Here is a 12,143-nt window from a genome sequence, read left to right on the forward strand (position 1 = left end):
TTATTCTCGGCGGCGTGGAGCTTCCTCGTCAGCCCACCCCGGCTGCGGCCGAGGGCCTCGTGACCGAGGCGCTTTTTTTAACCTGCCCGCTGGCTCGCTGATGCGCCCGCCTAATCGTCGAGTCCAGCAGCACCGCTTCTACTTCCGGCAGGCGCACGGCGGTGAACAGGCGCTGTCAAGTTCCTTTCTGCGCCCAGCCCAAGGCCCGCTTGCGCACCGAATCGTGCTTGCCGAAGCGCTGGGGCAGGATACGCCACGTGCCGCCGTGGCGCATGACCCAGAGCACTGCGTTCAAAAACAGGCGGTTATCGGCGGCCGTGCAGCCGACGTCCCCGGCCTTGCCCGCCAAATGTGGGGCGAGCTTTTCCCAGGCTCCCGCACTCAATCCGCCGCCTTCAAGTCCCATACCACAAAGCTAATTGTCCTCACACCCTAGTGAAAACGGCCTTTTCTTTTGTCCAGCATTTTGAGCCAGCGCTAACTCACGGGTTGCAGCAGTCGGCTCCAGCGCACGCGGTGCCAGAAATCGGCGTGGGGGTCTAGTGAGAGCCACACAAACACGGCTTTGCCCACTACATGGTCTTCGGGCACAAAGCCCCAGAAGCGCGAGTCTTCGGAGTTGTGGCGGTTGTCGCCCATCATCCAGTAGTAGTTCTGCTTGATAGTATAGCTGGTGAGCGGCCGGCCGTTTTGCTGAATCATGCCATCCTGCCAGCTGATGCCCTGATTGTGCTCGTACTGGCTCACGATTTTATAGTAAATAGCGGCATTGGCGGGCGTTAGCGTAATGGTCTGGCCTTTTTTCGGCACCGGCAGCGGGCCATAATCGTCGAGCTGCCATTTGCGCGGCACCGCGCTCCTGGCCCCCGACACCGGATAATCGGCCACATCGGGGAAAAGTTGGGCAGTAGGCGTTACCACGGTCAGCGACTGCACGTAGGGCTGCTTTTTAAAGTACGCAGCCACGCTGGCCGGGCAGCTGATGAGGTAGCCCAGCTGGCCGGTATCGGGGTTGGTGCCCATCGCCGGAGTGCCGTCGGGCTGGGTATAATCTACTACGCCCTGGTCGTGCAGGGCCTGGCGTACTTCGTCGTTGGGCTGGGGCACGGCCAGGAAATAAGTGGTTTGGGGCTGGCCGGCAATGGCTTCGGGGCGGCCATTGACAAATACCTGGCCCTGGCGAATGGTTAGGGTGTCGCCGGCGATGGCCACGCAGCGCTTGATAAGAAAGGTGCGCAGGTCGGCCGGGCGCTGCTGCTCGTGCGGCACATGAAACACCACCACGTCGTTGCGCTGCACCGAGCTGAAGCCTGGGAAACGGTAGGTAGGCAGCTGAATGAGGGCGGAGTAGCTTTTGAGGCCCAGCAGCGGCAGCGTCTGGTGCGTAAGCGGCACTTGCAGTGGCGTTTGGGGCGTAATGGGGCCGTAGTGCAGCTTACTCACAAACAGGTAGTCGCCCACCAGCAGCGAGTGCTCCATGCTTTCGGATGGGATAACGTAGGCCTCGACGGCCGACCAGCGCAGCAGCATAGCTGCCACTACGGCAAACAGTAGCGAATGAAGCCACTCGCGGGCTTGGCTGGGAGCCGGAGCAGGTGCGGCACCGGGCCGCCGGCGCGAAAAGAAAGCCATAGGGTGAAGAAAATGAGGTGATGAAAAATAGCAAGGCTTCGCCAGAAGAATCCTGACGAAGCCCAACGTAAAAGCAGCTTGTTTTCTTATCCTTAGCCCCTTTCCTTAGCCCTTTCCCGTTTCGTCGGTGCCCGATACGGTTGGCTCGGCGCGCTCGGCGCCGTTGAGCATAAACTCACGCAGGCGGTTGATGTGGCGCTTCATTTCTTCCACGCGCTCGGCTTGGTGCACGCTCAGGTTGCTATCGCTGTGGCTGGCCATGCTGGCGAGCAAGTTTTTCCGCTCCTCCATCATGCGCAGGGCTACCCACAGCGTTTCTTCCAGCGTGTGCTGCGAGCTTTCGGCCAGGGCATCAGCCGTGAAAGCGTGGCCCGTGTGGCAGCGGTAGCGCAGCACGCTGCCCTGCCGCAGCTCCCACAACGACCCCCCGCAGCCGGGGCAGGTGAGGGGCACCTGGTATCCCAGCTGCGCTACTTGTTCAGTGGTTCCCACAACACGCTCAGCAATAGCCGCTTCTAGTTTTAAATCGGGAGGAATAGCAGGGGCCATGTTGCCGGAAGAGGAGCTGCCGGAGGAGGTCACTAAGGTAGTCAGCAGCGCCCCCATTGCGTCGAGGGGTACCACATAGTCTACTGCCACATTGCGCAGGGCGCTCTCGGGCATGCTCGAAAACTCAGCATCGGCCGGGTCTTGCACCACGGCCGTGCCCCCACAGCGCTTAATGAAGTCGAGGCCCGCCGTGCCATCGTGCAGCATACCGGTAAGTACCACGCCTATCGTGTACGAGTCGAACGCGACGGCCGCCGAGCGAAACAGCGCGTCGGCGGCGGGGCGGTAGCCGTTTTCACGGGGCCCTTTGGTCACCAGCAGCTGGGTGTCTTTTACCAGCAGGTGGCGGTCGGGCGGGGCCAGGTAGAGGTTGCCGGCTTCGAGCGGGGCATTATTAGTAGCCAGCTGGCAGTGCAGGGCCGTGTGCTGAGCGAGCCGGTTTACCAACACCTCGGCATTGGAGTCGGGGGCCAGGTGCTGCACCACGAGCACCGCGGCGGGCAGCGTAGCGGGTAGCTGGGCTACCAGCCGCGTAAGCGCGGGCATGCCGCCGGCCGAGGTGCCAATAACAATAAGGTAAGTGAGGCTAGCCACAGCGGTAAAGCAAAAAGCAGTAAAGTAATGACGTGAGCCGCCGGTGCTTCCGGCGGGCCCAAGGCAAAGAGTGTACGGCAGCGGCTTCAAAGCGGATAAGGCAGCCTGCGCCTTATCTTGGTTACCTATTGTCAGTTTTTTTTGGCGCTACGCCTGAGTTGTGGTGTCGGGGCCTGGTGCCTCGCTCAGGCTAGGTGCGCGCTATCAAGCATTTACCACTATGATGTCTGATGCTGAGCAGGAAGATGCCCCCCGCTTAGAAACCCCGGGGGCGCCGCCACCAGCAACCAAGCCCGCCGCGGCCGCCGCGAAAAGCGTGGCCTGGCTGCGCGACAGCCTGGGCAGCCCCAGCGACAAGTTTGCCGTAGTGGCCCTGTGCGGCTCGGCGGGTGCGCTCGAAGCCTACGAGCAGTTTTTCGCTCACTTGCCGGCCGAAACCGGCCTGGCCTTTGTGCTGGTGCTGCACCGCCTCCCCGACCCTAGCCCCAGCCCCGAGCAGGGTATAGCCCTCGTGCAGGTTATTCAGCGCTTCACCCCCATGCCCGTGGCCGAGGCTCAGGATGGCCAGCGCGTTCGCCCCAACCACGTGTACCTTATTCCGGCCAGCCACGACCTGAGCCTGCTGCACGGCAGCCTGTTTTTGCTCAAGCCGACCCAGCCGGCCGGTCGGCGTATGCCCATCGACTTCTTCCTGCAAACCCTGGCCCGGGATGTGGGTGAGCGCGCCGTGTGCATTATCTGCTCCGGGCTGGGAGCCGATGGCACCATCGGCCTGAAGCTCGTGATGGAAAGCTTCGGCATGGTGATGGTGCAGCAGCCCGAAACGGCCCTCTTCGATGCCATGCCCCGCGCGGCCCTGGCCACCGAGTTCGTTGATTTCGTGCTGCCGCCGGCTCAAATGCCGGCTCAGCTGCTCGACTACGCAGGGCGCCCCCTGGAGGTGCGCGCCGCCCGCCTGGCCGACTCGCCCAGCCGACCCAGCCACGCGCTGCAGAAAATCTTTTTGCTTATCCGCTCCCAAACGGGGCACGACTTCAGCTTTTACAAGCGCAATACGGTGTTTCGGCGCATCGAGCGGCGCATGAACGCCCACCAAATCAAGGAGTTTACCCACTACGTGCGCTACCTGCAGGAAAACCCCAGCGAGGTAGAGCAGCTCTTTCGCGAGCTGCTGATTGGCGTTACGAAGTTTTTCCGCGATGCCGAGGCGTTTGCCAGCCTCAAAGACCACCTGCGGCCGCTGCTGGCAGCCAAGGAAACCGACGCTACCGTGCGGGTATGGGCGCCCGGCTGCTCGACCGGCGAGGAAGCCTACTCGCTGGCCATGACGCTTCTGGAGTGCCTGGATGCGCTGGAGCCTGGCCACCACCTGAAGGTGCAGATTTTTGCCACCGACATCTCGGCCGAGGGCATTGCCGTGGCCCGCGTGGGTCAATACGGCGAAAATATCGTGGCCGATGTAAGCCCCGAGCGGCTGGAGCGCTTTTTTCAGAAAACTGAGAGCGGCTACCAGATTCGAAAGGAAGTGCGCGACGTGGTGGTGTTTGCCCTGCACAACATCAACAAGGACGCGCCCTTTATCAAGCTCGACCTGCTGGTGTGCCGCAACCTGCTCATCTACCTCAATGCCGAGCTGCAAAAAAGCCTGCTGCCCGTGTTTCATTATGCCCTGAACAACCAGGGCTTGCTGTTTCTGGGACCCAGCGAAAACATTAACGGCTACCACGACTTATTTCAGCCGCTTGACGTGAAGTGGAAGATTTCGCGGCGTAGCAGCCAGGCGGCCTCGCTGCCCCACCTTATCAAGTTTCCCTTTTCGCAGGCGCGGCACACTGTCCCGCCGCCCACGGCCCTTATGTCTGCCTCTGCCTCTACCCACCGTCAAAACAGCTCGTTTGCTGCCCTCATCCAAAAAAAACTGGTGCAAGCCTACGTGCCCCCCGCCGTAGTAATTGATGCTAAGGGAGAAATACTCTACGTGAACGGCCGCACCGGCAAGTACCTCAAGCCGGCCCCCGGCCTCAGCGGCATGAACCTCTTTGAGATGGCTCGCGAGGAATTGAACTTTGAGATAAGCGGGGCTGTGCACCGGGCTACCCAAAGCCGCGAAGATGTGGTAGTCGACAATGTGCGCGTGCGCACAGATACCGGTTTGCAGGTGCTACGCCTCTCGGTGCGCCACCTGGCCGGGCCCGAAGAGCTGGCCGGCCTGCTGCTGGTCGTGTTCGAAGACCAGCCTACTACGCGTCGGGTGCGCCAGGCCAGGCATAACCCCGCCCTCGACGACGCCCACCGCGACGCCGTAGTGGCCGCCCTCGACAAAGAGCTGCAGTATACCAAGCACCGCCTCCAAACCACGGTGGAGGAGATGGAAAGCAGCCTCGAAGAGCTGAAAAGCACCAACGAGGAGCTGCAAAGCGCCAATGAAGAGCTGCAAAGCACCAACGAGGAGGCCATGACCAACAAGGAGGAGACGCAGAGCCTCAACGAGGAGCTGATGACTCTCAACATGCAGTACCAGGCCAAAACCGAGGAGCTGGGCCAGACGGCCAACGACATGAAAAACCTGCTCGATGCCACCGAGATAGCTATTATATTTCTGGATAATGATCTGATAATAAAGCGTTTTACCCCGCCCGTGGGCCGCATCATCAGCCTGCTGCCGGCCGATGTGGGCCGGCCGCTGGCGCATTTTACCTCCAGCCTGCGCTACGAGCACCTGCTGCGCGACGTGCAGCAGGTGCTCGACCGCCTCACCAGTATTGAAACCAATATTCAGACCACCCAGGGCGAGTGGTTTACGATGCGCATTCTGCCCTATCGCTCGCTCGATAACTACATCGACGGGGCCGTCATCACCTTCACCGACATTACGGCCCTGAAGCTGCTGGAAGCCCGCTTGCAGGAAACAGCCCGCTTTTCGGAAAGCCTCCAGGCTACCGGCCGCGAGCCCCAGCTGGCCCTCGATACGGAGCTATGCGTACTTAGCGCCAACCAGGCCTTTGCCGAGGCGTTTGGCGAGCCGCTGGCGGCGCTGCACGGCCGGGCCCTCACTTCCCTCAACGGCGGGGCCTGGGGCCAGCCCGCGCTGCTCGAGCGCCTGCGGGCTCTGCTCCAGGCCGCCGTGTCGGAGTTTAGCGACCTCACCCTCATCCTCGACCTGCCCGGCCGGTGCCGGTGCCGGGTGCTGCTCTACGGCCGCCGCCTGCAGCAGCAGGGGCAGCCCACCAGCCAGCTGATGCTGGGCGTGCGGGCGCTCGACCCCGCCCAGTAGCCGCCGGGGCCTAGGGGCTGCGCTAGCTACTAGCCTGCGGCTAGAGAGCGGACTGTTAGTGTAAGCGGCCGGGCCGGGCGCTTGGCTGGTACCCCGATTGGGAAACGGCTTTAGGTAAAAAGAAAGCGTTAAAAAATCAGGTGCGTGAATTTTTAACGCTTTCTTTTTACCTTTTCCCACGCTTTCCACCTAAGGGAGAAGTGATACGTGCAAAATATATTATATTTACTATATTTAACAAATATAATATTTTTAGCCTGATTTTACCATTGCTCCCCGCAGTTGCTGGGCCGGGGTACCCGTCGGCTGGCTTCCGGCCCTTTTGGCGAGGAGCCGGGCGCGAGGGCAGTTGCCCGAGCCGGGTATCCGAAGCGGCCACCTGCGCTGAGGTGTGCTGGTAAGGGCTGGGTAGGCCCGGCCGGGGCCCGTCCTTTTCGGGGCTAAGTGCTTTCCTATTTCTCTTCTCCGCTATGAACCAGCCCGATGCCACCGACCCTGCCGCTTCTGCCGACCCGCAGGCGGCCCTGCAAAGCCTGCGCGCGCGGGCCGAGCGGCGCCGCCTGGTATCGGCAAACCTGCCGCCCGAAACCCCGGTCGATGTGCAGCGCCTGGTGCAGGAGCTGCAAGTGCACCAGATAGAGCTTGAGATGCAGTACGAGGAACTGCTGCTGGCCCAGGCCCAGGCCGAAAACAACCGCCTGCAATACCTCGACCTCTACGACTTTGCCCCGGTGGGCTACTGCACGCTGGCCGCCAATGCCACCCTGGAGCAGCTAAACCTGCGCCTGAGCCAGCAGCTGGGCCACGAGCGCCAGCAGCTGCTGGGCCGCCGGCTGACGCTCTTTGTAGCACCCGCCGAGCGCAACCAGTTTGCCAGCTTCATGACCCGGCTGTGGGCCCGGCCCGGCCAGCGGCAGTCGTGCGAGCTGATGATGCAGCGCCGCGACCACACCACCTTTTTTGCCCAGCTCGAAGGGGTGGCCGCCGAGAGCCCCGACGAGCACCGGCCACCCGCCAGCTGTCGGCTGGTGGTGCTCGACGTAACCGAGCGCCGCCGCGCCGCCGATGCGCTGGCTGCCAGCGAAGCCCGCTTCCGGGCGGCCTTCGAGCAGAGCCGCGATGCCGCGCTGCTGCTCGAAGGCTTTGCCTTTGCCGATGCCAATACCATTGCCCTACGCATGCTGGGCGTGGCCAGTGCCGAGCAGCTGAAGGGCCGGCGGCTGGCCGAGTTCTGGCCCGAGCGGCAGCCCGACGGCCGCCCCTCGCTTCAGCTGCTCACCGACTGCATGAGCCATGCGCGCAGCAACGGCTGGTGCCGCCTCGAATGGATGCGCTACAACGCGGCGGGTGAGCCGGTGTGGGACGAGCTTTCCTTTACGCCGGTGCTCGTGCAGGGCCAGGCGCTGCTGTCGGTGGTGTGGCGCGACATCACGGCCCGCCAGCACAGCGAGCAGCAGCTGCGCGAAAGCGAGGCCCGCCTCCAGATGGCGCTGGCCGCCGCCAACACCGGCGTCTGGAGCTGGGAGCTGGCTACCGGGCAGCTGCAGCAGGATGCCCGCGCCCAGCAAATATTTGGGCTCAGCACCGCGCCTACTGCCCACACGCTGCCCTTTGCCCGCTTACAGGAGGCCATTTATCCGGCCGACCAGGCGGGGGTGCAGCAGGCCCTGGACCAGGCCATGCGCACGCACGCAGTATTCGACCTTGAGCACCGCCTGGTGCGGGCCGATGGCACGGTCACCTACGTGTCGGCCATGGGCCGCTTCAGCTACGATGAGCGCACCAGTCAGCCCCAGCGGCTTACCGGGCTGGTGCGCGACGTAACGAGCCGGCGCGTGGCGCAGGAAGAGCTTGACTATAAGAACCGCCTGCTGTATAACATCCTCAGCAACATGCCCGTAGTGTTCAGCCGGCTTGGCCCCGATGGGTGCTACCGCGAGCAAACCGGCCACGGGCTGCGCCGCCTGGGCCTGGCCGACAATGAGCTGGTGGGCCAGAAAGCGGCCGACCTGTTTCCGGCCACGGCGGCGCACTTCGAGCGGCTGCGCACCGGCCGGAGCGACAGCTACGTGCTGACTATCGAGCACCAGGGCCGGCCGGCCGTGCTGCAGTGCTTCGGGTTTTTTGATGAGGAAAAGCAGGAAATAGTCATCTTCGCCCTCGATATTACCGAGTCGGAGCGCCTGAAGGAAGAAGCTACCCAGCTTAAGCTGCGCCAGCAGCAGGAAGTGCTCTCGGCCATACTCACCACGCAGGAGCAGGAGCGCCGCCGCATTGCCGAAGCGTTGCACAATGGCGTGGGGCAGCTGCTTTACGCGACGCGCCTGCACCTCGATACGCTGCCGCCCTCCGAGGCCGCCCGCGCCGGCCAGCAGCTACTCAATGAGGCCATTCAGGCCACGCGCAGCATCTCGTTTGAGCTTACGCCCACCATCCTCGAAGACTTTGGCCTCGCGGCCGCCCTGCAGGAGCTGGTGGGCCGCATTCCCGGCAGCCTGGCCGTCGACCTCAACCTCAAGGGCCTGGCGCAGACGCTGCCCAGCGTGTTGGCTACCGCCATCTACCGTATTGTGCAGGAGCTGCTAAACAATGCCATGAAGCACGCCCAGGCCCAGGAGGTATTTGTGGAGGTAAGCCAGGAAGACGAGCAGATATACATCGTGGTGGAAGACGATGGAGTGGGGTTTGAGGCCGGCGGCCCGGCTTCGCTGGCGGGCATCGGGCTGGCCGGCATTCGTACGCGGGTGGGGCTGCTGGGCGGCTCGCTCACTATCAAGTCGCGGCCGGGCCGCGGCACGGGCTTCTTTCTGCAGCTGCCGGTGCCCGCCGCCTAAAGCAGCTGCGCGAAGTACGTAGGTCATATACGGAGAGTTAGCTCGCGCAAATCAGGGTTTTTCGCTTGTTTTATTGCATTAAAATGATGTAGCTTTGTAGAAGGTGCTTTATGGCCAATGGTTATAGAATATCAACTTGCTCTACTCTCTTCTACTATGAAAACAAGCGCTACGTTCACTATTCACATCAGTACATACCGGGCCACGGTGGGCCTGAGCCTGCGCGGCCGCTGCGATACGCCGGCCGCGGCCACCCAGCTTGAGCAGGCGGTTGCGGAGGTTATGAGCTACGGCCTGCCCTTTATCTGGGTCGATTGCCAGCGCCTGGCTTATCTGAGCTGGCAGGCACAGCGGGCCATTCTCAACGTCAGCCAGCAGGCGCGGGTGGCTGGCCGCACCATCTACTGGTGCGGCTTCCTGCCCGGGGTGCTCACCCAGCTGGCCGATACCGGCCTGCACCTGCTGCTTACCATGCTGCCCGCCACGGCCTACCAGGGCCCGGCCACGCTGCTCCAGGAAACCGTGCCGGCGACCCCGCACACGCACAAGTTTATGGAAGGGCAAGCGGGCAGCTGAAGCCCCTCTGCGTCGTTGTCGTTGCCCGGAGAAATCAGGCCTTCGCCTTATAGTGCACGCCGGGCAGCGCCCGCAGCCGCTCGGCGGCCTGCTCGGCCGTGATGTCGCGCTGGGCGTTGGCCAGCAGCTCGTAGCCCACCATAAACTTCTTTACCGTGGCCGAGCGCAGCAGCGGCGGCAAAAAGTGCATGTGCAGGTGCCACTCGGGGTAGTCTTTGCCATCGGTGGGCCGCTGGTGAAAGCCGGCCGAGTACGGAAAGCTGATTTCAAACAGGTTGTCGTAGCGAATGGTAAGCTGGCTCAGGATGTCGGCTAGCCCGTCGCGCTCCGGGTCGGTAAGCTGGGTAAGGTCCTGCACGGCGCGGCGTGGCAGCACCAGCGTTTCGAAGGGCCACACTGCCCAAAAAGGCACCAGCACCACCCAGGTATCATTTTCGACCACGAAGCGGGTTTTGGTTTTCTCCTCAATGGCGAGGTAATCGCTGAGCAGCGTTCGGCCGTTTTTCTCGAAATACGCTTTCTGAGTCTGGCTTTCTTTGGCGGGCAGGTCGGGCACAGTCCGCTCGCTCCAAATCTGGCCGTGCGGGTGCGGGTTTGAGCAGCCCATTACAAAGCCTTTGTTTTCAAATAGTTGCACGTAATTAATAGCCGGGTCGGCCCCGAGCGTGCGAAACTCCTCGGTCCATACGTCCACTACGCGGCGAATCTCGGCCACTGGCATCTCGGGCAGCGTCAGGTCGTGGCGGGGCGAAAAGCACAGCACGCGGCAATGCCCGGTTTCGGCCTCGGCCCGCAGCAGGCCGCCTTCGGCAAACGAGCCGGGCTCTCCCGCGGGCAGCAGCGCCGCGAAGTCGTTGTCGAACACAAACTGGTGCTCATACGCCGGGTTTACGGCGCCGCTGGTGCGGGTATTGCCGGGGCAGAGGTAGCAGGTGGGGTCGTAGGCGGGGCGTACTTCCACCTCGTTTTTTTCCTGCTGGCCCTGCCAGGGGCGCTTGGCGCGGTGCGGCGATACAAGTACCCACTCATCGAGCAGCGGGTTGTGGCGGCGGTGGGGCTGCGAGGTGAGGTCCATAGGGGTTAATAAGGTAGAATTTGGAATTAGGAAATGAAGAGTTGTCATTGCTTCGCAGGCTCGCAATGACAACCGATTTTAATCAGCTTTATCCCCTCAATTCACCCACGCCATCGGCGAGGTTTGTCACGTACGTATCCAGCTTGCGGCCTGCTTTTTCCTGGTAGCCGCTGGTCATGAAGGCGATAAACTTATCGACCTCGGTGGCGGCCACCAGGTTGAGAGTGCAGCCGCCGAAGCCACCGCCCATCATACGGGCGCCGTAGCAGCCGGGCGCGTGGTGGGCCAGCTCTTCGAGCACATCGAGCTCGGCGCAGCTCACCTGGTAGAGGTCGCGCAGGCCGGCGTGGCTGGCGTAAAGCAGCTCGCCTACCTCCGACAGCGGCTTGCCTTCCACCAAGCGGGCGGTGAGGGTTTGCACGCGCTGGTTTTCCTCCACCACGTAGCGGCAGCGCTTTTCAACTACTTCGCCCAGCTCAGCTTTGGCGGCCTCAATGTCGGGCAGGGTCGCGTCGCGCAGCGACTTGATGGCCGGCTTGTGCTTTTGCAATATCGCCACGCCCCTGGCGCATTCCTGGCGGCGGGTGTTGTACTCCGAGTCGCCGAGCGCGTGCTTTACGCCCGAGTTGCAGAGCACCAGTCGCGCGTGGGTGGTATCGAGCGGAAAATAAGCGTATTCGAGCGAGCGGCAGTCGAGCTCCACTACGTGCCCGGCGCGGCCAAACAAGCTGGCAAACTGGTCCATTAACCCGCACATTACCTTGGCGTACTCGTGCTCGGCCGTTTGCGAGAGGTGGGCCAGCGTCATGGTATCCAGGCCTAGATGCAGCAGCTGGTTCAGGCCCCAGGCGATGCCGCATTCGGCTGCGGCCGACGACGACAGGCCCGCCCCGCTCGGGATATCGCCGCCAAAGGCGCAGTCGAAGCCCGGCACCTTTACCCCGCGCTTCAGCAGCCCCGCCACTACGCCCAGCTGGTAGTTGGCCCAGTGCCCGCCGGGCAGCGGCGCAACGTCGGCCACAGCCACCTCATAGCTGGCCTCGAAATCAAGCGCCCGCAGCCGAATCCGGTCGGTGCCGGTAAGGCGCAGCGCGAAGCGGATTTCCTTATCAATGGCTGCCGGCAGTACCAGGCCATCGTTGTAGTCGGTGTGCTCCCCGATGAGGTTGATGCGGCCGGGGGCGCGCAGCACCAGGGCCGGTGCCGCGCCAAAGTGCCGCTCGAAGGCGGCGGAAAGGGTGGAGTAGTTCATAGCGCTGCAAAAGTGCGACAAAAGTGCAAGTTGCCTCACCGGCTTTACGCGCCCGCGCCCGCCACGGCCAACCTTTTCGGGCCAATCTAGTAAAGCCAGCCATAAGCCGGGCAGGTCGCCAGGCGCACTATATCTTTCACCTTGTGCTTGTTTCCATGACTACTTCCCGTCTTTCTCTGCTGTTTGTTTTTGCCATGCTGGCCTCCACGCTCACGGGCTGCCAGATTGCCGGCGATATTTTTAAAGGTGGCATGTGGATTGGCGCCATCGGCGTCTTTATCGTAGTCGCCATTATCTGGTGGCTGGTTAGCAAAATGGGCGGCGGCAACAACACCCCGAGCTAACGGCCTGGCTACT

The 12,143-nt window shown here is 62.7% G+C and carries 9 protein-coding genes; 4 read left to right on the top strand and 5 right to left on the bottom strand.

What is annotated here, in order from left to right; translation table 11 throughout:
• Window positions 1-175 precede the first annotated feature (175 nt).
• The 3 genes from F6X24_RS03800 to F6X24_RS03810 all read right to left on the bottom strand — a co-directional run bounded on the left by F6X24_RS03800 (window position 176) and on the right by F6X24_RS03810 (window position 2,775).
• A complete protein-coding gene (locus tag F6X24_RS03800) occupies window positions 176-406 on the bottom strand; it encodes a transposase (protein ID WP_151086692.1) in 231 nt (76 codons plus the stop codon).
• Between the two features lie 71 nt (window positions 407-477).
• Entirely contained in the window at window positions 478-1,632 is a 1,155-nt protein-coding gene (gene lepB, locus F6X24_RS03805; protein ID WP_151086693.1) for a signal peptidase I, read from the bottom strand.
• Between the two features lie 105 nt (window positions 1,633-1,737).
• On the bottom strand, window positions 1,738-2,775 hold the full coding sequence (locus F6X24_RS03810; RefSeq protein ID WP_151086694.1) for a chemotaxis protein CheB: 1,038 nt from the start codon (window positions 2,773-2,775) through the stop codon (window positions 1,738-1,740).
• Between the two features lie 220 nt (window positions 2,776-2,995).
• Between F6X24_RS03810 and F6X24_RS03815 the strand changes: the two genes are divergently transcribed.
• From F6X24_RS03815 to F6X24_RS03825, 3 genes are all read left to right on the top strand, one after another.
• Window positions 2,996-6,049, top strand: a complete 3,054-nt coding sequence (locus tag F6X24_RS03815) for a CheR family methyltransferase (protein WP_151086695.1) — start codon at window positions 2,996-2,998, stop codon at window positions 6,047-6,049.
• 470 nt (window positions 6,050-6,519) lie between these two features.
• Window positions 6,520-8,883 (top strand): sensor histidine kinase, encoded by a 2,364-nt coding sequence (locus F6X24_RS03820; RefSeq protein WP_151086696.1) that lies wholly within the window; start codon window positions 6,520-6,522, stop codon window positions 8,881-8,883.
• Between the two features lie 156 nt (window positions 8,884-9,039).
• A complete protein-coding gene (locus F6X24_RS03825) occupies window positions 9,040-9,459 on the top strand; it encodes a hypothetical protein (protein ID WP_151086697.1) in 420 nt (139 codons plus the stop codon).
• Window positions 9,460-9,493: 34 nt separating this feature from the next.
• Here the strand turns inward: F6X24_RS03825 and F6X24_RS03830 are convergent, their stop codons facing one another.
• Both F6X24_RS03830 and galK read right to left on the bottom strand, forming a co-directional pair.
• Window positions 9,494-10,534, bottom strand: a complete 1,041-nt coding sequence (locus tag F6X24_RS03830) for a UDP-glucose--hexose-1-phosphate uridylyltransferase (protein WP_151086698.1) — start codon at window positions 10,532-10,534, stop codon at window positions 9,494-9,496.
• 88 nt (window positions 10,535-10,622) lie between these two features.
• The gene (gene galK, locus F6X24_RS03835) at window positions 10,623-11,786 is read right to left on the bottom strand and encodes a galactokinase (RefSeq protein ID WP_151086699.1); all 1,164 of its coding nucleotides are present in this window, start codon (window positions 11,784-11,786) and stop codon (window positions 10,623-10,625) included.
• 155 nt (window positions 11,787-11,941) lie between these two features.
• On the opposite strand from galK, the gene F6X24_RS03840 reads away from it, so the two are divergent.
• Window positions 11,942-12,130, top strand: coding sequence for a hypothetical protein (locus tag F6X24_RS03840; protein ID WP_151086700.1), 189 nt, complete (start codon window positions 11,942-11,944; stop codon window positions 12,128-12,130).
• Window positions 12,131-12,143: the final 13 nt, after the last annotated feature.

Origin of the sequence: Hymenobacter baengnokdamensis, assembly GCF_008728635.1 — a bacterium.
GTDB classification, from domain to species: domain Bacteria; phylum Bacteroidota; class Bacteroidia; order Cytophagales; family Hymenobacteraceae; genus Hymenobacter; species Hymenobacter baengnokdamensis.